Consider the following 19,811-nt stretch of genomic DNA (forward strand, 5'->3'; position numbering starts at 1 on the left):
TTTCAATTTATGCTTTTGCTGCGTTGTTCTGTACCGGTGCGGTCTGCAGGGCGCGCGCTTTTTCGGCGTCGTCTTCGACCGGAATATCCTCAAAGCCCAGTATCAGGGTCAGAACAAACGACAGCACCACTGCCAGACCCATTACGCCAAACACCCAGACGATGGTCATCGGGTTCGCCGGGTCGAAGAACTGTACGCTGGTAAACAGCCCCGGTGCCGCCATCGAGTGGCTGGCGAGACCGGCCATGCCCGCCACCGCGCCGCAGATAAAGCCGCTGATCAGGCTTGCAATCAGCGGACGTTTCAGACGCACCGCCACGCCGTACAGGGCCGGTTCAGAGATCCCCGCCATGATGGCGGAGGCCGCCGCCGCCAGTGCCGTCTGGCGCAGCTCCGGGTTTTTGGTTTTCCACGCCACCGCCAGCGACGAACCGCCGAGCGACAGGTTGGCGCCGATTTCCGACGGCATGACCATCCCTTCTTTGCCCGTTTCGGCAATGGTCTGAATGATGGTTGGCGTAAACACGCGGTGCATCCCGGTCATGACCAGCAGCGGCCACAGCGCGCCCATGATGGCCACGGAGAGCCAGCCCAGATAGCCGTGAATGGTGTAAACCAGCGCGGAGATGGCGCTACCGATCCAGATGCCCAGCGGCCCAATCAGCACGATGGCGAGCGGGGCGGCAATCAGCACGATCAGCATCGGCTTGAGGAAGTTTTTGGTTACCGCCGGGGTGATGCGATCCACCCAGCGCTCGATGTATGACAGGCACCAGGTCATCACCAGAGCCGGGATGACGGTGTAGGTGTATTTCACCGCCGTCACCGGGATAAAGGCGAACTCAACGTGTTCGCCCTGCGCGGCTTTCGCCATCAGCTCGATAAAGCTCGGGTGCACCAGCACGCCCGCAATGGCGATGGCCAGCGACATGTTGGTTTTGAACTTCACCGCCGCCGAGGCCGCCACCATCAGCGGCAGGAAGAAGAACGCGCCGTCGCCGATGACGGTCAGAATAGTGAGCGTCGGCGCGCCTTTTGGCAGCACGCCGGTCATCTCAAGGATCATCGCCAGCAGCTTGACCATTGAGCCGCCGATGATCGCCGGGATCAGCGGGGACATGGTGCCGATCAGCGCGTCGAGGATCCCGGCGCCAATGCGACGCAGCGTCAGCTTTTGCGGGCCTTCCGGTACGGCAGGCTGCAGGCTGGTTGGCAGCAGGCTCACCACTTCGCGGTACGCCTGCGAAACGGTGTTGCCGATGATGACCTGGCACTGGTTGTCGGTGCGCACCACGCCGAGCACGCCGCTGATGCTTTTCAGGCGCGCGGTATCGGTAAGGCTTTCGTCTTTCAGAACGAAACGAAGTCGCGTCATGCAGTGGGTGACTGCGACGATGTTCTCTTTGCCACCCAGCGCGCTGACAACGTCGTTCGCCAGCGCAGCGTAATTTTTGGCCATCGGATGTGATCCTGTTATCGTTTTGAGAAATGTAGGAAACCGGTTCCACATAATCATCATGAGTTTCTTTTGATGAAACAAGATCGCTTTTTGACCATTTTTTTATTTCGTGACACCGATCACCAGCAGGAGCCAAAAGCGTGATTTCACCGCTGCGACAATTTTTCTGCAGTGCAGTACACTGCGCTCCATCAGATGCAGACGGAATAACAACATGACCACGATGCTTGAAGTGGCGAAGCGGGCAGGCGTTTCGAAAGCCACGGTGTCCCGGGTGCTGTCGGGCAATGGCTATGTCAGCCAGGAGACCAAAGATCGGGTGTTTCAGGCCATTGAAGAGAGCGGCTATCGCCCAAATTTGCTGGCGCGCAACCTGGCGACCAAACGTACCCAGACGCTGGGCCTGGTGGTGACGAACACCCTTTATCACGGCGTCTACTTTAGCGAGCTGCTGTTTCACGCCGCGCGCATGACGGAAGAGAAAGGGCGGCAGCTGATCCTCGCGGACGGCAAGCACAGCGCGGATGAAGAGCGCGAGGCGATCCAGTATTTGCTCGATATGCGCTGCGACGCGGTGATCATCTATCCGCGTTTTCTGAGCGTGGAAGAGATGGATGAGATCGTCGAGAAGTGCGAGCAGCCCATTATGGTACTCAACCGCCGCCTGCGGAAAAACAGCAGCCACAGCGTGTGGTCCGATCATAAAGCCTCCAGCCAGGACGCGGTGTCACAGCTGATTGCGAAAGGGCATCGGGAGATCGCCTTTATCACCGGCTCGCTGGATTCTCCCACCGGGGTTGAGCGTCTCTCCGGCTATAAGGACGCGCTGGCGCAGCACGGTATTCCGCTGCGCGAGGGGCTGATTGCGCAGGGGAAGTGGAACCCCGCCAGCGGCGCGGCGGCGGTGTCCGAACTGCTTGCTCGCGGTGAACGCTTTACGGCGCTGGTGGCGAGTAATGACGACATGGCAATTGGCGCCATGAAGCAGCTGCACGACAGCGGCGTAGCCGCACCGGACGCGGTGTCGGTGATCGGTTTTGACGACGTGGCCATCGCGCCTTACATTGTGCCGTCGCTTTCCAGCGTACGTATCCCGGTAACGGAGATGATCAAAGAGACCATCAGCCGCCTGATCTTCATGCTCGACGGCGGCGAGTTTAAATATCAGCAAATTTTCTCCGGCGAGCTTGTCCTGCGCGACTCGGTTATTGACGGCCCGCACCGCTGATGTCGACAGCTGTCATCGTCATAAGTGACGATGACAGCACCGCTTTTATTTTTAAAACCAAATAAAATCAATAATTTAATTATTGGCACGGTTTATGAATATCTCCGGGCATAACTGTAATGCTGGAGAAGCAGATGAACCGTTTTATTATGGCCGATGCCAGTAAGTGTATTGGTTGCCGTACCTGTGAAGTGGCGTGCGTGGTTTCCCATCAGGCGGAGCAGGACTGCGCGTCGCTTACCCCTGACACGTTTTTGCCGCGCATCCACGTCATCAAAGGCGTGAATATTTCCACCGCCGCCATCTGTCGCCAGTGCGAAGACGCACCGTGCGCCAACGTCTGCCCGAACGGGGCGATTAAACGCGAGAAGGGCTTTGTGCACGTGATGCAGGAGCGCTGCATTGGCTGCAAAACCTGCGTGGTCGCCTGCCCGTACGGCGCGATGGAGGTGGTGGTCCGTCCGGTGGTACGCAACAGCGGTATGGGACTGAGCGTGCGCGCGGACAAAGCCGAAGCCAACAAATGTGACCTGTGCTACCACCGCGACGCCGGCCCGGCCTGCATGGAAGCCTGCCCGACGCACGCGCTGGTCTGCGTGGATCGCGACAAGCTTGAGCAGATGAGCGCCGAAAAGCGCCGTCGCGCGGCGTTCGACACCTCGTCATCGCTGCTGTTCTGAACCGTATGAGCAGCAACGGCGTTCAGCTGCGCGTGCGCGGCAAGGTGCAGGGCGTCGGGTTTCGTCCCTTCGTCTGGCAGCTGGCGCAGGCGCTTCAGTTGACCGGTGACGTCTGCAATGACGGAGAGGGCGTGCTGGTGCGCCTCGCGGGTAATGGGGGGGCCTTTACCGCGAGGCTGCATCAGGACTGCCCGCCGCTGGCACGCATTGACCGCGTGGAAGCGCAGCCGTTTACCTGGGCGCACGTACCGGAGGACTTTACCATCCGCCACAGCGCGGCCGGGACAATGGACACCCAGATTGTGCCGGATGCCGCCACCTGTCCGGCGTGTCTGGCTGAGATGTGCGACCCACTCGAACGCCGTTATCGCTATCCGTTTATCAACTGCACCCACTGCGGGCCGCGGTTTACCATTATCCGCGCCATGCCCTATGACCGTCCGGCCACGGCAATGGCGCCGTTCCCGCTCTGTGGGCCGTGTGAAGCCGAGTACCGCAATCCTGCCGACCGCCGTTTTCACGCCCAGCCGGTCGCCTGCCCGGACTGCGGGCCCGCGCTTATGTGGCGTGCGGGCGACATGACTGCTGAGCGCGAGGCTGCGCTGCGCGCAGCGGTGGCGATGCTGAAAAGCGGCGGTATTGTCGCCGTCAAAGGGCTGGGTGGCTTTCACCTCGTCTGCGACGCGCGTAACCCGCAGGCGGTCGCGACGCTTCGGTCACGCAAGCAGCGGCCCGCGAAGCCGCTGGCGGTGATGATCCCGCATGCGGATGACCTGCCGGAGACGGTTCAGGCGCTGCTATGCTCACCCGCCGCACCCATTGTGCTCACGCCGAAAGCCTGGCTGCCCGCGTTACCGGAAGGTATCGCGCCCGGTCTGGATTCCGTGGGCATCATGCTTCCCGCGAACCCGCTGCAGCATTTGCTGATGATGGACTGCCAGCGACCGCTGGTGATGACCTCCGGCAACCTTAGCGGCAGGCCGCCTGCCATCACCAACCGGCAGGCGCTGGATGAGCTCAGCGGCATCGCGGACGGCTTCCTGCTGCACAATCGCGATATTCTTCAGCGGATGGACGATTCGGTGGTGGATCGGGACGGCGCGATGCTGCGCCGGGCGCGCGGTTTTGTGCCGGATGCCATCACGTTGCCTGCGGGATTCGAGAATATCCCCGCCATGTTGTGCACCGGTGCGGAGATGAAAAACACCTTCTGCCTGGTGCGTGGCAACCAGGCTGTGCTGAGCCAGCATTTTGGCGATCTCGGTGACGAGGGTGTCGAAGCGCAGTGGCGCGGCGCGCTCTCGACGATGCAGGACATCTACGCCTTCGAGCCGGAGCGCGTGGTGTGCGACGCCCATCCGGGGTACCGTGCGCGCCAGTGGGCGCAGGCGCAGGGGCTGCCCGTTGAAACCGTGCTGCACCATCACGCCCACGCGGCGGCGTGCCTGGCGGAAAACGGCTGGCCGCGGGAGGGCGGAGATGTTATCGCCCTGACGCTGGATGGGATCGGCATGGGTGAAAACGGCGCGCTGTGGGGCGGGGAGTGCCTGCGTGTCAACTATCTCGAGTGCGTGCATTTAGGTGGCCTGCCTGCCGTTGCGCTGCCGGGGGGCGATCTGGCGGCGCGGCAGCCGTGGCGCAACCTGCTCGCCCAGTGTCTGGCGTTTGTCCCTGACTGGCAGCACTATCCGGAAACGCGCGCGGTACAGCGTCAGAACTGGCCGCTGCTGGCGAAGGCTATCCAGCGCGGCGTCAACGCGCCGCGGGCGTCGTCGTGCGGTCGCCTGTTTGATGCCGCCGCCTGCGCGCTGGGTATCGAAACCCAATCCTGGGAAGGTGAAGCGGCGTGCAGGCTGGAAGCGCTGGCGGCACAGTGCAACGGCGTCGAACACCCGGTTACGCTGTCGGTGGAAGACTTCGCGCTTTTCTGGCAGCAGTGGCTGAGCTGGCAGGCAGAGCCCTGCGAGCGCGCGTGGGCGTTTCACGACGCGCTGGCAAAAGGGCTGGCGGAGCTCGCTGCGTTCCATGCCCGGCGCTTATCGCTGTCGACAATCTGTCTCAGCGGCGGTGTGTTGCACAACCGTCTGCTGCGCGCGCGCCTGCGTCATTACCTTTCTGACTTTACGCTTCTTTTTCCTTCGCGCCTGCCCGCAGGTGACGGAGCGATCTCCTTCGGGCAGGCGGTGGTCGCCGCTGCCCGGTCATGTTTACAAAGGACTAAAAATGTTACGACTGTTACGCAATGAACCTCGCGCCGCGCTCCTGCTGCTGGCTCTGGTAATGGCAAACCTGCTGGCCTGGGGATGGGCATGGCACACCTTTAGCGGCAGCACGGCGCTGATGGCGGCAAGTCTGCTGGCGTGGTGTTACGGGCTGCGACACGCGGTGGACGCTGACCATATTGCCGCCATTGATACCGTGACGCGTAAGCTGATGCAGCAGGGCTCGCGCCCGTCCGGCGTGGGGGCGTGGTTCTCGCTGGGGCACTCCACCATCGTGGTGCTGGCCTCCATTGCCATCGCCGCTACCGCCACGGCGTTTCAGAAAAACATGGAATGGTTCCACGAAACTGGCAGCCTGATTGGTACCGCCGTTTCCGCGACCTTCCTGCTGGCGATGGCGCTGGTGAATATGGTGATCCTGCGCGGCGTCTGGCGCAGTTTTCAGGCGCTGAAACACGGCAGGCCTGTGCAGGGCGACATCACGCTCCCTGCCCAGGGCGGCGTCATGAACTGGCTGTTTGGCAAAACCTTTCGTCTGGTGAATAAAAGCTGGCAGATGTACCTGGTCGGTTTCCTGTTTGGCCTCGGCTTTGACACGGCCACCGAGATTGGCGTGCTGGGGATCTCTGCCGCCAGCGCCTCCAGCGGGATGTCGGTGTGGTCAATCATGATCTTCCCGGCGCTCTTCGCCAGCGGCATGGCGCTGGTGGATACCCTCGATAACCTGCTGATGGTCGGTGCCTACGGCTGGGCGTTTAACAAGCCGCAGCGCAAGCTCTATTACAACATGACCATCACCGGCACCTCCGTGGTGGTGGCGCTGTTTATCGGCGGGCTGGAAGCGCTGGGTCTGCTGATGGATAAATTTGCCCTCAGCGGCGGCGTCTGGGATCTGATTGGCGCGGTAAACGACAACCTGGGCAACGCCGGGTTTGTGGTGGTCGGGCTGTTCGTTGCCTGCTGGCTGATCTCCATGGTCAACTACCGCTGGCGCGGCTACGACGCGCTGGTGGTGCGATCCTGAGCAGGGGGTAGCCAGGCGCGGGTAAAATCAAGCCAGCCGCTGGCGGTCAGCACAATGTCCTGCACGTTTTCCAGGGTGTTAAGACGGTAGCGGTAGTGGAAAAGCGGCGTACAGGCGCCGCTTTCCAGCAAGGAATGAAAGAAGGAGGGCAGGTGATTATTCAGGGTCTCCTCACTTTCACAATAACCCATCAGTTTCTGCTTCTCTTCTTGCCAGGTGTCCTCGCCTAAGGCCGTGGCCCACGCAGGCTCATCAAAAAACCACTCCACCAGGGCAAAGCCTGGCAGTTCACCCGCCAGATAGTCACCCAACAAAAGATCGGCCTGATCCAGCGCGTTATGACCATGCCACTCTTCGCGATCTTTCCATTTCACCGTCACGTTGCAGCTGTGCTTTTTCAGGCGCGCGCGCAGAATATCGGCCAGTTCGCACAGTTCAGGTGTGTGGTAGCAAACCAGCGAAAGCGTGGCGGGAAGCATCGCTTCCGAAGCCTGCGGGTATTGCGGTGGTGTCAGGCCTGGCAGTATTTCCGTTTGGGTTTCTAAATCATCCCGATGGAGAAACTGTTGATGAGTCATGCTCTGAATTTCCTGACGTAGCCAGGCCGCAAGCGGCTCGGGTAACCTGGCGTTTACCATTAGCCAGGCGAATCCGCCGCTGGTGGACGTTACCGCTGCCTGCGCATTTTGTCCTTTCCCGACGGTGATCCACGCCGGTTTTTGCGCCTCCGTACGGGTTCGCCAGAACTCTATCGCATGCAGTAGCGGATGGGCAGCAAAATACCAGGGCTGGCGCTCCAGGCGCAGGTAGTGAGAATGGTGGTGCGCAATGGCAAAGGGCCCGGCACCGATGTCCGGTTGCTGTGGATGTGGCAGGCGGCATACGTGGTGCGCGAGACGATGCGCCAGCATCGCATCGGGGATGGTCAGTTGTATCTCCAGACACCAGGGGGCAATAAGCAACGCCCTGCAGACGTGAGTCAGACCTGCATTGCGTGCCGGATCGGCCAATACCTGTTGCAGCGCAATGAGGATATCTTCATCGCTGATAGCTTGCCCATTGTGCCAGTGCGCACCGCTGCGCAGGTAAAAACGCCAGCGGCGTTTGTCTTCGTTGAATTCCCAGTGATGGGCTAGATCAGGTACTGGATGCGGCTGACCGGGCATATAGCGCGTTAATCCCGCGTGTACGGCGCAGATAATGTGCTGCTCAGCGCGACGACGCTGAAGCGCCGGATGAAGCGACGTCAGTGGACGATACCAGGGAATGCGCAGGGTTGGCTGGTGCTTAAGCCACTTTCCGCCTAAAAAGGGTGTGATGATGTGATGCAGGCTTGCTGGATCACCATCAGCCAGCTGCAGCGCGCTCTGGTAATCCCCCTTCTCCAGGCAGGCGTGCATCAGAGGGGCGCTGAGTTCGCTGGTGGTTGTCAGGCAGTGCAAGATGGCGCGATGTCCCCGTCCCGGCTGAGCATTCCAGCTTAACCATCCGCTCTGCGCCAGCTGGCGCAACAGGGTACGTGCATGACGTTCACTGCACAGCGCCACCTCGGCGACTTCAGCAATAGTCGTCGGTTTTGGCTCTGCGCCATAGTGTTGATAAAGCCGTTGATACTGACGGATTTTCTGAAGCTGGCGCATGTCGACGTACCCAGGATAAAAGGTGGATGCTGAGAGTGTAGGTTTTTTTGCGGAATAATTAAGGTCTGGATTGATAAAGTGTTCCGGTTTTGTTCCCCCTCCAGGGCGGAGAGGGAACCGGATTATGCAGCGTCAGATTTCAAGCTGTGCCCGAATCTTTAGCGCAATGCTTTCTGCCTGTGGGCCCAGAATAACCTGCGCATTCTGCGTACCCATTTTGAGAATACCTTTCGCGCCCAGCGATTTCAGCACGGTCTCATCCAGCACGCTGTTATCAACGAGCGTCAGGCGCAGGCGGGTAATGCAGGCATCGACAATCCTGAGGTTGCCTTTGCCACCCAGTGCCGCGATGTATTGTGCGATGGCTTCGCTTTGATCGTCAGAATTACCCGCTACAGCCTCGTCGTCTTCGCGGCCCGGCGTTTTCAGCTTAAAGAAGCGGATCGCGAAGGTGAATACGACAAAGTATATCGCGAAGAACAGCACGATCAGTGGGATCAGGATCCACGGCTTAGTAGCCAGTCCCCAGTTGAGAACGAAGTCGATAAGCCCGGCAGAGAAACCAAAACCGTGCAGTACGCCGAGGCTGTTGGTGATCACCATGCTCACGCCCGCCAGTACCGCATGCAGCGCATACAGAGCAGGGGCAAGGAACAGGAAGGAGAACTCGATGGGCTCGGTAATGCCGGTCAGGAAAGCGGTCAGAGCCACGGAAAGCAGCATCCCCCCTACGGTAGCGCGACGTGCTTTCGGTGCGGCGAAATACATCGCCAGCGCAGCACCCGGCAGGCCTCCCATAAAGATCGGGTAAGCCCAGGCCATGTAAACGCCTGCATGCGGGTCACCGGCAAAGAAGCGGTTAAGGTCGCCACGGGTCAGGTCGGTTGCAATCTGCGTGATGCTGGAACCGTCAATACCCGGTACAGCACCGCCAACCACCAGCCCTTTTACCACGTCAGGGGCCAGACAGATATTGTGTACCGCGCTGGCGGCATCGTAAGTCACTTTCAGGCAGTCGCCGAGACTAAACCAGAAGACGGAGTGCAGAATGTAATGCAAACCGAAGGGGATTAGCGCGCGGTTCAGGACACCATAAATAAACCATCCCGGTTCGCCGCTGCGGGAGACAAACAGGCTGAAGGTATCAATACCATGCTGCACGGAAGGCCAGACATACCCGCAAATCCAGGCGATGAACAGGCAAATAAGCCCGGTTACGATCGGCACCAGGCGTTTGCCCGCAAAGAAGGCGAGAAAGTCCGGAAGTTTGGTGTTTGAGAAACGGTTGTAGCAGTGACCCGCGACGACACCGGCAATGATCCCGGCGAAGAAGGACATGTTAATGGATGAGTTTATGACGGCCGTGGCTTTGGTAAGCACCAGAAAACCCACCGCCCCTGCGAGGGCTGCAGCACCGGCGTTGTCTTTTGCCAGACCAATGGCGATCCCTAAGGCAAACAACAAAGGTAGACTGTCAAAGATACCGCCACCGGCGCTGGCTATAAACGGAATATTAAAAACATCAGGCTGCCCGAGGCGTAATAATATCGCTGCAACGGGCAGGGTGGCGATTGGCAACATCAGGGCTTTACCCAGACGTTGCAGATAACTAAATGCGTTCATGAGAGTGGATTCCAAAAAGGACTTAATTCACGACGAAAAATAACACCTTTTATTTTAATGCGAAAGTCCCTGTAATAAAAATGTGATGCGGAATAAATTAATTTTTATTATATTTTATCAGCGAATTGTTCACGGCATAAACAATGATGAAGTAACTAATTTGTTCCGGTTTTAACCTGGTCGTGCTTCAGTTATCACGTTTACTCACCGGCATCATCAGTTCTCGCAGGCGCTCTATGCGCGCCTCCGGGCTGAGGTAGAGCCAGCGAAACAAAATATGTTCTGATTTTTTAGCCTGTTTAAAATAGGCGGAAAGGTAGTTGAGTTCTTTGCTAAAGGTGGTCATGGGATGTCTCCGGCTAATGGGTCTATTTTTAGGATAAGCCGAAAACAGGAAATAAAACAGGCTGGTGTTTATCAGGTGTTCCGTATTTAAATATTGATGGATGTAATGGTTAAGGGATTAATGGTGATGATTTATCTTATTTGTATTTATGTCCTGAATAGAATTCGCAAAAAAAAGCCCCGGGACATCGGGGCTACGGATAATATAATCCAATGGTTAAGTGAGCGTGGCAAGAGATTACGGGTTACGCGGGCAGCGATTTCAGCAGAGCGAAAGCCTCCTTCATCCGATCTTCGCTAACCACAAAGGCGCGTACCTGACCTTCGGCGTCAGAGCCGCGTGCAACCATTCCGTGAGGTTCAATGGCAATCTGCCAGCTCAGATCCATGCGCTGCGTCTCCCCCGCAAGATGCAACGGTAACTCTGGCGTTTTAACCTTCACCAGCATGGCGGGGAGTTTCAGCGGTGCGCTGCCGCCGAGCAGGTTTTTCGCCAGATACATGGCGCTCAGCTGTATCGGCTGCAGGAAAGGCAGCACCTGACCGTTGATTTCAGCGCAGTCGCCTAACGCGTAAATATCGGGCTGCGTGGTTTGAAGGTAGCTATTTACCTTCACGCCACGGCCTGTTTCGGCGCCTGCACGATGCGCCAGCGCAGTTTCCGGGCGCAGGCCCGTCGCCGCGATAACCACATCCACCTCAATGCTGCGGCTGCGGTCGAGCGTGGCACGAATACCGCCTTCGGTTTTGCGCAGGCTTTGCAGCTGCGATTTCAGCAGCAGATGCACCCCCATGTCGGTCAGACGATGCTGTAAGCGACTGCTTACTTCTGCGGGCATCAGCGCCGACAGAATGCTCGCCGCATGGTCGACCAGGGTCACCGATTTGCCCGCCCGGCAGAAATCCATCGCCAGCTCGGTGCCGATCAGCCCCCCGCCGACAATCATTACCCGCTGTGCGTCGCGAAGCGCCGTTTCGCTGGCCTGATACGCCTGCTGGCTGTTGAGGGTGAGCATCAGCTCGTGCCCCTCAATCGGCGGCACGAAAGCAGAGGCACCCGTGGCCAGCACCAGCCTGTCGTACTGCCAGGTCTTCTCTTTTGCTTTCACCACGCGGGCGGCGGCGTCGATATCGGTGACCCAGGTGTACGGAAACAGACGCAGGTTGAACTGTTCAGCGAACTCCCCCGCCGTCTGGCGGGTGAGGTCTTCGGCGCGCTGATTCTGGCTGATGACGTGGCTTAGATCAGGCTTGTTGTACTCGTCCATGCTGTCGGCGGCAATCACCGTCAGCGGCACGCTGGCATCTTGCTTGCGGATGTTTTTCACCAGCTGACGGGCGGCAAAGCCCGAGCCGATGATGACGATACCGTTGCTCATTTTGCCTCCGTACCCAGTTCGTCAAAGACGTCCTTACCGAGGGAACATTCCGGGCAGAGGAAATTGTCCGGCACGTCGCGCCACGGCGTGCCCGGGGCAACATCCTGCAGCGGTTCGCCCAGGTCAGGATCGTAAATCCACTGGCAGACGCTGCACTGCATGCGCGGGCCGAGATCGGCGGCTGCCGCGGCGGCACAGGCGCAGGCTTCCTGCTGTTCGGGTGCTTTTGCCGCCACTTCCGGCAGCGGAGCGAGCGCCCACTGACGGGCAATGTCGCGACCGTGCTGGCGACAGATCTCCAGGGCGTCGATATCCGGGCGCCACTTGGCCTTCAGGCTCATGGACATCTCAAAGCCCGCATCCTGTAAGCGGGTGGAGAGGCGGTCTACCGCGCCGCCGCTCCAGCCGTGGGAGCCAAAGGCGCTGGCGCGTTTGTTACGGAAGCGCAGGCCTGTCATCTCTTCTACCAGACCGGCAATTTTCGGCATCATCACGTTGTTCATGGTGGAGGTGCCCACCAGCACGCCCTTAGAGCGGAACACGTTGGTTAACACCTCATTCTTATCGCTGCGCGCCACATTGAAGATTTTCACCGCCACGTTCGGGTCCACTTCGTTGATGCCCTGGGCAATGGCGTCCGCCATCATGCGGGTGTTGTTGGACATGGTGTCGTAGAAAATAGTGATGCGGTCTTCCTGATAGTCCGCCGCCCACTTCAGGTACAGCTCGACGATCTGGGTGGGGTTTTCACGCCACACCACGCCGTGGGAGGTGGCAATCATCTCCACCGGCAGGTTGAAGCCGAGGATTTCGGTGATTTTTGGCGTGACCAGGCGGCTGAACGGGGTCAGGATGTTGGCATAGTACCGCTGGCACTGCTCGAACAGCTCTGTCTGATCCACTTCGTCATTAAACAAACGTTCGTCGCAGTAGTGCTGGCCGAAGGCGTCGTTGCTGAACAGCACCGCGTCACCGGTCATGTAGGTCATCATGCTGTCCGGCCAGTGCAGCATCGGGGTTTCCACGAAGATCAGCTGCTTGCCATTACCGATATCCAGCGCGTCGCCGGTTTTCACGGTGTGGAAGTTCCACTCCGGATGGTGGTGGTGGCCGTTGATCGAGTCGATGGCGTTGGTGGTGCAGTAGACAGGTGTGTTCGGGATGTAAGACATCAGCTCGGTCAGCGCCCCGGCGTGATCTTCTTCCGCGTGGTTGATGATGATGTAATCGATGGCGTCGAGATCGATTTCGCTGCGCAGGTTCTGCACGAACTCGCGGCTGAACTTGTGATCGACGGTATCGATCAGCACGTTTTTTCCTTCGCGGATGAGATAGCTGTTGTAGCTGCTGCCGCGCAGCGTTTTGTATTCCGTCCCGTGGAAATCGCGCACTTCCCAGTCACGTTGACCGACCCAATGAATGTTATTTTTAACCAGAATAGACATAGCAACCTCTACGTAATACAGCATTTTCAAATAAGATGGTTTGCTTTTATCAAGTTGCGTGCCAACTTTTAATTTATTGATTTTACTTAATTAATTTTTTTATGATCCGTAATTGGTAGTCATTATGACTACTCAAAACAGTGTCATTATGACAACATGCATTGTCAAAATGACAGCGAGGCAGACATGAGCTTTTCCGTAGACGTGCTGGCGAAGATCGCCATTGAGCTGCAAACCGGTATCGGCCATCAGGACCGCTTTCAGCGGCTGATCTCCACGCTGCGCCACGTGCTGGCGTGCGACGCCTCGGCGCTGCTGCGCTACGAAGGACGGCAGTTTATTCCCCTGGCGATCGACGGGCTGGCGAAGGACGTGCTCGGACGGCGCTTTACCCTTGAAGGCCATCCGCGTCTGGAAACTATCGCCCGCGCGGGTGACGTGGTGCGCTTCCCGGCGGACAGCGACTTGCCCGATCCGTACGACGGGCTTATTCCCGGCCAGGAGAGCCTGAAGGTGCACGCCTGTATCGGCCTGCCGCTGTTTGCCGGGCAAAACCTGATTGGGGCGCTGACCCTCGACGGCCTGTCGCCGGACCAGTTCGATACTTTCAGCGATGAAGAGTTGCGCCTCATTGCGGCGCTGGCCGCCGGGGCGCTTAACAACGCGCTGCTGATTGAACAGCTGGAGAGCCAGAATATTCTTCCCGGCAGCCCGGCGGCGTTTGAGCAGATAACGCACACAGAGATGATTGGCCTCTCGCCGGGCATGGCTCAGCTCAAAAAAGAGATTGAGATTGTTGCCGCGTCCGATTTGAACGTGCTGATCTTCGGGGAGACCGGCACCGGCAAGGAGCTGGTGGCGAAATCCATTCACGAAGCCTCGCCGCGCGCGATTAACCCGCTGGTGTACCTCAACTGCGCCGCGCTGCCGGAGAGCGTGGCGGAAAGCGAGCTGTTTGGTCACGTTAAGGGAGCGTTTACCGGGGCCATCAGCAACCGCAGCGGCAAGTTTGAAATGGCCGATAACGGCACGCTGTTTCTGGATGAGATTGGTGAGCTTTCCCTTTCGTTACAGGCCAAGCTGCTGCGCGTGCTGCAGTACGGCGACATCCAGCGCGTGGGGGATGACCGCAGTCACAGAGTGGACGTTCGCGTGCTGGCGGCGACCAACCGTGACCTGCGTGAAGCGGTGCTGGCCGGGCAGTTCCGCGCCGACCTGTTCCACCGCCTGAGCGTGTTCCCACTTACCGTGCCGCCGCTGCGCGAGCGCGGGGACGACGTGGTGCTGCTGGCGGGCTATTTCTGCGAGCAGTGCCGTCTCCGGATGGGGCTTTCCCGCGTGGTGCTGAGCCCGGGGGCGAGGGCGCATCTGTTGAGCTACGGCTGGCCGGGCAACGTGCGCGAGCTGGAGCATGCGATCCACCGTGCGGTGGTACTGGCGCGGGCGACGCGCTCGGGTGACGAAGTGGTGATCCACGCGCGGCATTTTTCGCTGCAGGATGAAACCGCACCGGCTGTCGTGCAGGCGGCGCCAGAAATAGCGAATGAAAATCTGCGTGAAGCCACGGAGACGTTTCAGCGTCAGATGATTATCCGCGCGCTGGATCAGAATAACCGCAACTGGGCGGCGTGCGCCCGGGCGCTGGAGATGGACGTCGCCAACCTGCACCGGCTGGCGAAGCGTCTCGGGCTGAAGGGTTAGATAATCCCGGCCTGATAGAAATCCTGCAGGTTGATGGCGCCGCACAGCCTGCCGGCGTCATCCACCACCGGTGCGGCGGTGATTTTGCGCTTCATCAGCACCTCTTTGGCTTCAATGGCGCGGCTCTCGGCGTTCAGCGTCAGCCCGCCCTGGGTCATGGCGTCCGACACTTTGGTTTCCAGCTTGCCACCGCCCACCAGCCAGCGGCGCAGGTCGCCGTCAGTGAATACGCCTTTGACGTACCCGTCGTCGTCGCACACCGCCACCAGCCCCAGACCGGTGCGGCTGAGCTCCAGCATCGCGTCCATGACGCTGGTATTGAGTTTGACCTGTGGAATCGCATCTTCTGTGCGCATCAGGTGGTGGACCTTGTTGAGCAGGCGCGCCCCGAGCGCCCCCGCCGGATGCGAGCGGGCGAAATCTTCTTCGTTAAACCCGCGCGCCTGCATTACCGCCATCGCCAGCGCGTCGCCCATCATCAGGGTATTCACGGTGCTGGAGGTGGGGGCGAGGTGCATCGGACAGGCTTCACGCTCAACGGAAATATCCAGCGTCGCTTTGGCGGCCAGCGCCAGGGGCGAGCGGGATTTCCCGGTCATCGCCAGCAGGGCGACCGATTTTTCCTGCAGGCGCGGAATAATGAGATCCAGCTCTTTCGCCGAACCGGAGTAGGAGATAAACAGCATCACGTCGCGGCTTTCAATCATTCCCAGATCGCCGTGCAGCGCCTCTGCAGGATGCACGAAGAAAGCCGGGGTGCCGGTGCTGGCCAGCGTCGCGGCAATCTTTTTGCCGATGTGGCCGGATTTACCGATGCCCGCCACGATCACTTTGCCTTCGCAGTGGATAATGGTGTTGGCGGCACGGACAAAATCCTCGCCCAGACGTTCCGGCAGGCGGCTGGCTTCCTGCAGCTCCAGCATCAGCGTCTGGCGGCCCGTTTCTAACAGAAAATCACTCATCTCTCTCTCCGGTTACGATCACGTCGATGCCTTTCTCTTCCAGCGCTTTCCTGAACGCCGGATCGATACCCGCGTCGGTAATCAGCTTGTCGACGCTTTCCAGGCTACAGACAATGTTGGGGCTTTTACGGCCAAACTTCGACGAGTCTGCCATTAAAATTACTTCCCGCGCGGCGTTGCACATGGCTTTACTGACGCTGAACACCTCGTTGAACGTCGTGACGCCCGCGTTCAGATCGATGCCGTCGGTGCCCATGAACAGTTTATCAAAGCTGAAGTGGTCGAAGGCGTTCTCCGCCAGCTGTCCGTGAAATGAGGCGGATTTTTTGCGAAAGGTGCCGCCGGGCATCAGGATGGTCTGCTCGCTGTCGAATTCCGACAGGGCGTTGACGATGTGCAGGCTGTTGGTCATCACCGTGATGTTGTTAAAGCGGCTGAGCAGCGGGATCATCTGCAGGACGGTACTGCCGGCATCCAGGATGATGGAGTCGCCATCGTGGATAAATTTCACCGCCGCTTCGGCAATCAGCGCCTTCTGGTGGGTGTTGATCAGCGTTTTGTGATCGATAGGCGGGTCCGCTTCATCCTTATTGAGCACCACGCCGCCGTAGGTTCGAATGACGGCGCCAGAGTTTTCGAGCAATACCAGGTCCTTGCGTATTGTCGTGCCGGTGGTGTCAAAGTAGTGGGCCAGATCCTCTACCGAACATTTTCCCTGCTTTTGCAGATGTTCGAGAATGGCCGCCTGCCGCTGACGAGGTTTCATAGGCGCTTCGTTCCTTAGGTTGCGAAATGATAATTTCGCAAGTCTATAGCTTTCACAACGAAATTATCCATGTTTCAGATTAAGCGCTAATGATAGTGCATTCTGACAGAGTGGATCATGGGGAAAGATCACATCAGGCTGCAATTCCTGCAACGAAATGCCGTTAATTGCCTGGATTTTCACCGGACGGGCAAAGACGGTCATGCCGCGCATGAGCAGTGAATCGCAGACGTTATTGTTTTCATCCAGCGCAATAGCCACGACGACCCGCGGTTTGAAGCGTCCGCCGGAACGTCCGACTCCGACGCGACCTTTCTGACACAGGGCATCAAACGCGCGGTTAAACTGGTGGATTTGCCAGCCGCCGAACGCCATCTGGCAGAGCCAGGCGAGGGCGGCAACGGTGATGAGTGCGGTGACCATATAGGCTCCTTATTGTATTCCCTCTCCCTGTGGGAGAGGGTTAGGGTGAGGGCATCAGGCCGCTCGATCAGAACATCACCTGCCCACCGGTGACGTTAATCGACTGTCCGGTGCAGTACGAGGCTTTCGGGCTGGCGTAAAACAGCAGCATGTTCAGCACGTCCTGGTAATCGCACCCGCGCTTGAGCGGCACTTTATCGATGTAGTACTGCTCCACTTCTTCCGCTTTGATGCCGAGCTTGGTGGCGTACTGCGGCAGCAGGGACTGGAACATCGGCGATTTCAGCAGGTTGCCCAGCATCAGCGAATGCACGGTAATGCCGTATTCGGCCAGATCCAGCGCCAGAGACTGCGTCAGCCCCACGCCGCCAAACTTCGCCGCGCTGTAGCCGGAGTTGTGCTTGCTGCCCACCTTCCCAGATTTTGAGTTGATCTGAATGATGCGCCCCTGAATGCCGTCGCGGATCATCAGACGGGAAAACTCGCGGGCGCAGAGGAAATAGCCCACCAGATTCACCTGCAGCGAGCGGTCAAAATCCCCCAGTTCGAAATCGCTGATAAAGGCCGCTTTCGCAATCCCCGCGCTGTAGACCAGCAGGTCGGTGCGTCCAAAAATCTCGTCCACGCCGCGGGCCAGCGCCATCACGCTCTGCTCGCTGGTGGCGTCGGCACCAAACCCGTACGCCATCCCTTCGCCAAACTCGGTGTTGATGGTATCCGCCACGCGGGCGGCTTTTTCACTCTGAATGTCCACTACCGCCACGCGGTAACCTTCTGCGGCAAGCCCACGGCAGAGGAACTCGCCTAAGGTTTGTCCTCCACCAATGACAACGGCAACCTGACTCATGTGTTTCTCCTTAATTACGCAACAAATTTTAACGTGCAGCCTGGGGTGACAGCCTGCGGAACCGGACCATCGACGTGAACCGTGCCGGGATACTCCGCCTGCGGCTGGCCGTCGAAACGCAGGGTGATGTGGCCCAGCTCGCGCAGGTTTTGTTCAGCGACGTCGCCGACGGCGGTGACGGCATAGCGTGCCTCGCCCAGCTCCAGCTGGCTTCCTGCCTTCAGCTCGCCCTTCAGCTCGCCGTGGCAGTGGATAAAGCAAAACTCTTCGATATCCGCAGGCGCCCCTTCGCGGAAGGTGATTAGCATCTGGTCGCTCAGCGCGTCGGCGGCGCTCTGGCCGATGCGGGTAATGGTGGTCTGGTAAATCACGGTCATGGCAGGAACCTCTTATTGATAAATAAAGCCGGAGACAAACCAGGCAATCAGCACCGTCGGCGCGCCCGTCAGGAAGCGGCTGACCAGCACGGACGGCACGCCCACGCGCACGGTGTCCTGGCGCGCTTCGGCCAGCGACAGCCCCACGGGGATGAAATCGCACGCCGCCTGGGCGTTAATGGCAAACAGGGCGGGCAGGGCGAGGTGCGGAGGGATGTTCCCCAGACCAATCTGCACGCCAATCAGCACGCCGATGACCTGGGCAATCACCGCGCCCGGGCCGAGGAACGGCGACAGCAGCGGGAAGGAGCAGATCAGCGCCAGCGTCACCAGGCCGAGCGGGTGGCTGGCGAGCGGGGCGAGGCCGTGGGCAATCCAGTCGCCCAGGCCGGAGGCCATGATGATGCCGATCAGCGCCGAGACGAACGCCATAAACGGCAGAATGGTCTTCAGCACCGTGTCGATGGTGTCGCGCCCGGACTGGAACAGCACCGCCACGGCGGAACCCATGCCCATCCCGACCTTCGCCAGCAGGCCGTCGCTCTGCTCGGTGATTTTCTTGCTGGTGTCGTACTCGCGCGGGGCCTCTTTTTGCGGCGCGGGAGTCCCATTCACCAGCGCGATGTTGTCCTCCTTCACGCCCGAGACATAAATGTCTTCAAGAATGTACTGCGCCAGCGGGCCGGATTTTCCGGTGGAGTGAATGTTCACCGTTGGAATGCGGCGCTTCGGGTAGATGCCGCAGCGCAGCGTGCCGCCGCAGTCGATCACCGCCACGCCGATTTCCGCCTCCGGCGGTTCCCCTTCCTTGAAGCCGTCGACCGCTTCCCAGCCGGTTAGCTCGCGCAGCCTGTCGACGATCGCCGGGCGCGTCCCCGCGGTGATGTAAACAATCTTTTTGCCTTCGGTGGCGTCGAACTCCAGCGGGCCGCCCCAGCCGCCCGTGCCTTTCTCAATGCGGATCCGGTTCATGCTGCGGCTCCTGAAAGATGGACTTTCTGTTCAAGCTGGATGCCCATTTTTTTCTCAAAAATGGCGGTGGTGAGGTCCGTCACCCAGCCGCGGAAAAAGTTGGTGACCAGGCCGACCAGCAGGTAGCTCACCGCCAGCGGGCCGAGCGGCAGGCCAAGCGTGGTGAGACCGCTGGCGATCCCGAGATACACAAACAGCTCGCCGGGGTTAATGTGCGGGAACAGGCCGTTCATCGAATGGCAGCTGTAGGAGGCGGCTGCGTAATAGCTCGGCTTGTACTTCTCTGGCATAAAGCGACCGAGGCTTAAGGTCATCGGGTTGCAGAACACGAAGGTGCCGATAAAGGGCAGTATCAGGTAGCGGGACAGCGGATTCCCGGCACAGCGCTGGGCGAAGCGTTCAATACGCTGCTGGCCGATAAAGTTGATCAGCGCGTTCATGATCACCAGCAGGCTGATCAGCAGGGGCAGGATCCCGGTCACCATGCCGGTGAACACTTCTCCGCCTTTCTGAAACAGCCCGATGAACCACTCGGCGCCGTGGGTGATGGTTTCTATCATTCTTCTCTCCTGTGGGGCGTTTGTTTTTGTCTATCTGCGGCTAATAATAATCACTTTGAAAGATTTTAAAGTGTTAGTTAGATCTCACAATGAAAGAAAAATGGATTATTTTGAAAGTTAATTGACGTGGTGAATGATTTTCGGTGTAAAAAAGCGCG

At 59.1% G+C, this 19,811-nt stretch carries 18 protein-coding genes; 5 read left to right on the top strand and 13 right to left on the bottom strand.

The window, feature by feature from the left end:
* Window positions 1–7 precede the first annotated feature (7 nt).
* Window positions 8–1,459: a PTS cellobiose/arbutin/salicin transporter subunit IIBC gene (ascF, locus tag AC0TOY_RS18205; RefSeq protein ID WP_061714559.1), complete on the bottom strand. Its 1,452-nt coding sequence runs from the start codon at window positions 1,457–1,459 to the stop codon at window positions 8–10.
* Window positions 1,460–1,673: 214 nt separating this feature from the next.
* Here ascF and AC0TOY_RS18210 point away from each other — a divergent pair, with 214 nt between their 5' ends.
* From AC0TOY_RS18210 to AC0TOY_RS18225, 4 genes are all read left to right on the top strand, one after another.
* Window positions 1,674–2,687 carry a LacI family DNA-binding transcriptional regulator gene (locus AC0TOY_RS18210; RefSeq protein WP_032648032.1) on the top strand — a complete coding sequence of 338 codons (1,014 nt, stop codon included), beginning with the start codon at window positions 1,674–1,676 and terminating at the stop codon, window positions 2,685–2,687.
* A gap of 134 nt (window positions 2,688–2,821) precedes the next feature.
* Window positions 2,822–3,367, top strand: coding sequence for an electron transport protein HydN (gene hydN / locus AC0TOY_RS18215; RefSeq protein ID WP_029739520.1), 546 nt, complete (start codon window positions 2,822–2,824; stop codon window positions 3,365–3,367).
* Window positions 3,368–3,372: 5 nt separating this feature from the next.
* A complete protein-coding gene (gene hypF / locus AC0TOY_RS18220; protein ID WP_473722290.1) occupies window positions 3,373–5,613 on the top strand; it encodes a carbamoyltransferase HypF in 2,241 nt (746 codons plus the stop codon).
* The gene (locus tag AC0TOY_RS18225; RefSeq protein ID WP_032648029.1) at window positions 5,591–6,613 is read left to right on the top strand and encodes a HoxN/HupN/NixA family nickel/cobalt transporter; all 1,023 of its coding nucleotides are present in this window, start codon (window positions 5,591–5,593) and stop codon (window positions 6,611–6,613) included. Before hypF ends, AC0TOY_RS18225 begins: the two co-directional genes overlap by 23 nt.
* Here AC0TOY_RS18225 and AC0TOY_RS18230 read toward each other — a convergent pair.
* The 5 genes from AC0TOY_RS18230 to norV all read right to left on the bottom strand — a co-directional run bounded on the left by AC0TOY_RS18230 (window position 6,586) and on the right by norV (window position 13,045).
* Window positions 6,586–8,253 (bottom strand): SgrR family transcriptional regulator, encoded by a 1,668-nt coding sequence (locus AC0TOY_RS18230; protein ID WP_473722292.1) that lies wholly within the window; start codon window positions 8,251–8,253, stop codon window positions 6,586–6,588. The two genes, AC0TOY_RS18225 and AC0TOY_RS18230, sit on opposite strands and share 28 nt — an antisense overlap.
* Before the next feature lie 132 nt (window positions 8,254–8,385).
* Complete coding sequence (nagE, locus tag AC0TOY_RS18235) at window positions 8,386–9,876, bottom strand: N-acetylglucosamine-specific PTS transporter subunit IIBC (protein ID WP_473722293.1); 1,491 nt, start codon at window positions 9,874–9,876, stop codon at window positions 8,386–8,388.
* Between the two features lie 187 nt (window positions 9,877–10,063).
* Window positions 10,064–10,222, bottom strand: a complete 159-nt coding sequence (locus AC0TOY_RS18240; RefSeq protein ID WP_162837374.1) for a hypothetical protein — start codon at window positions 10,220–10,222, stop codon at window positions 10,064–10,066.
* A gap of 244 nt (window positions 10,223–10,466) precedes the next feature.
* Window positions 10,467–11,600, bottom strand: a complete 1,134-nt coding sequence (gene norW / locus AC0TOY_RS18245) for an NADH:flavorubredoxin reductase NorW (protein WP_473722295.1) — start codon at window positions 11,598–11,600, stop codon at window positions 10,467–10,469.
* The gene (gene norV, locus AC0TOY_RS18250; protein WP_208763216.1) at window positions 11,597–13,045 is read right to left on the bottom strand and encodes an anaerobic nitric oxide reductase flavorubredoxin; all 1,449 of its coding nucleotides are present in this window, start codon (window positions 13,043–13,045) and stop codon (window positions 11,597–11,599) included. The genes norW and norV overlap by 4 nt, the downstream gene beginning before the upstream one ends.
* Window positions 13,046–13,231: 186 nt before the next feature.
* Here norV and norR point away from each other — a divergent pair, with 186 nt between their 5' ends.
* The gene (gene norR / locus AC0TOY_RS18255; protein WP_473722297.1) at window positions 13,232–14,746 is read left to right on the top strand and encodes a nitric oxide reductase transcriptional regulator NorR; all 1,515 of its coding nucleotides are present in this window, start codon (window positions 13,232–13,234) and stop codon (window positions 14,744–14,746) included.
* Here norR and gutQ read toward each other — a convergent pair.
* The 7 genes from gutQ to srlA form a co-directional block, all read right to left on the bottom strand.
* Window positions 14,743–15,708, bottom strand: a complete 966-nt coding sequence (gutQ, locus tag AC0TOY_RS18260; protein WP_420277357.1) for an arabinose-5-phosphate isomerase GutQ — start codon at window positions 15,706–15,708, stop codon at window positions 14,743–14,745. The genes norR and gutQ overlap by 4 nt on opposite strands.
* Window positions 15,701–16,474: a glucitol operon DNA-binding transcriptional repressor SrlR gene (gene srlR / locus AC0TOY_RS18265; RefSeq protein WP_021241949.1), complete on the bottom strand. Its 774-nt coding sequence runs from the start codon at window positions 16,472–16,474 to the stop codon at window positions 15,701–15,703. The genes gutQ and srlR overlap by 8 nt, the downstream gene beginning before the upstream one ends.
* A gap of 63 nt (window positions 16,475–16,537) precedes the next feature.
* Window positions 16,538–16,897, bottom strand: coding sequence for a transcriptional regulator GutM (gene gutM, locus AC0TOY_RS18270; RefSeq protein WP_032648019.1), 360 nt, complete (start codon window positions 16,895–16,897; stop codon window positions 16,538–16,540).
* 67 nt (window positions 16,898–16,964) lie between these two features.
* A complete protein-coding gene (gene srlD, locus AC0TOY_RS18275) occupies window positions 16,965–17,744 on the bottom strand; it encodes a sorbitol-6-phosphate dehydrogenase (protein ID WP_023294411.1) in 780 nt (259 codons plus the stop codon).
* 14 nt (window positions 17,745–17,758) lie between these two features.
* A complete protein-coding gene (gene srlB, locus AC0TOY_RS18280) occupies window positions 17,759–18,121 on the bottom strand; it encodes a PTS glucitol/sorbitol transporter subunit IIA (RefSeq protein WP_024907705.1) in 363 nt (120 codons plus the stop codon).
* Window positions 18,122–18,133: 12 nt separating this feature from the next.
* Window positions 18,134–19,093: a PTS glucitol/sorbitol transporter subunit IIB gene (srlE, locus tag AC0TOY_RS18285; protein WP_473722298.1), complete on the bottom strand. Its 960-nt coding sequence runs from the start codon at window positions 19,091–19,093 to the stop codon at window positions 18,134–18,136.
* Complete coding sequence (gene srlA, locus AC0TOY_RS18290; RefSeq protein WP_473722299.1) at window positions 19,090–19,653, bottom strand: PTS glucitol/sorbitol transporter subunit IIC; 564 nt, start codon at window positions 19,651–19,653, stop codon at window positions 19,090–19,092. Before srlA ends, srlE begins: the two co-directional genes overlap by 4 nt.
* Window positions 19,654–19,811 lie beyond the last annotated feature (158 nt).

This window comes from Enterobacter sp. PL_is379 (assembly GCF_055817355.1).

Bases quoted from the DNA above. Each gene is read 5' to 3' on its own strand.
- norR (WP_473722297.1), top strand. From the start codon at position 13,232: ATGAGCTTTTCCGTAGACGTGCTGGCGAAGATCGCCATTGAGCTGCAA.
- AC0TOY_RS18225 (WP_032648029.1), top strand. From the start codon at position 5,591: ATGTTACGACTGTTACGCAATGAACCTCGCGCCGCGCTCCTGCTGCTG.
- srlR (WP_021241949.1), bottom strand. From the start codon at position 16,474: ATGAAACCTCGTCAGCGGCAGGCGGCCATTCTCGAACATCTGCAAAAG.
- srlE (WP_473722298.1), bottom strand. From the start codon at position 19,093: ATGAACCGGATCCGCATTGAGAAAGGCACGGGCGGCTGGGGCGGCCCG.
- AC0TOY_RS18240 (WP_162837374.1), bottom strand. From the start codon at position 10,222: ATGACCACCTTTAGCAAAGAACTCAACTACCTTTCCGCCTATTTTAAA.
- norW (WP_473722295.1), bottom strand. From the start codon at position 11,600: ATGAGCAACGGTATCGTCATCATCGGCTCGGGCTTTGCCGCCCGTCAG.
- nagE (WP_473722293.1), bottom strand. From the start codon at position 9,876: ATGAACGCATTTAGTTATCTGCAACGTCTGGGTAAAGCCCTGATGTTG.
- norV (WP_208763216.1), bottom strand. From the start codon at position 13,045: ATGTCTATTCTGGTTAAAAATAACATTCATTGGGTCGGTCAACGTGAC.
- ascF (WP_061714559.1), bottom strand. From the start codon at position 1,459: ATGGCCAAAAATTACGCTGCGCTGGCGAACGACGTTGTCAGCGCGCTG.
- hydN (WP_029739520.1), top strand. From the start codon at position 2,822: ATGAACCGTTTTATTATGGCCGATGCCAGTAAGTGTATTGGTTGCCGT.
- hypF (WP_473722290.1), top strand. From the start codon at position 3,373: ATGAGCAGCAACGGCGTTCAGCTGCGCGTGCGCGGCAAGGTGCAGGGC.
- srlB (WP_024907705.1), bottom strand. From the start codon at position 18,121: ATGACCGTGATTTACCAGACCACCATTACCCGCATCGGCCAGAGCGCC.
- AC0TOY_RS18210 (WP_032648032.1), top strand. From the start codon at position 1,674: ATGACCACGATGCTTGAAGTGGCGAAGCGGGCAGGCGTTTCGAAAGCC.
- AC0TOY_RS18230 (WP_473722292.1), bottom strand. From the start codon at position 8,253: ATGCGCCAGCTTCAGAAAATCCGTCAGTATCAACGGCTTTATCAACAC.
- gutM (WP_032648019.1), bottom strand. From the start codon at position 16,897: ATGGTCACCGCACTCATCACCGTTGCCGCCCTCGCCTGGCTCTGCCAG.
- srlD (WP_023294411.1), bottom strand. From the start codon at position 17,744: ATGAGTCAGGTTGCCGTTGTCATTGGTGGAGGACAAACCTTAGGCGAG.
- srlA (WP_473722299.1), bottom strand. From the start codon at position 19,653: ATGATAGAAACCATCACCCACGGCGCCGAGTGGTTCATCGGGCTGTTT.
- gutQ (WP_420277357.1), bottom strand. From the start codon at position 15,708: ATGAGTGATTTTCTGTTAGAAACGGGCCGCCAGACGCTGATGCTGGAG.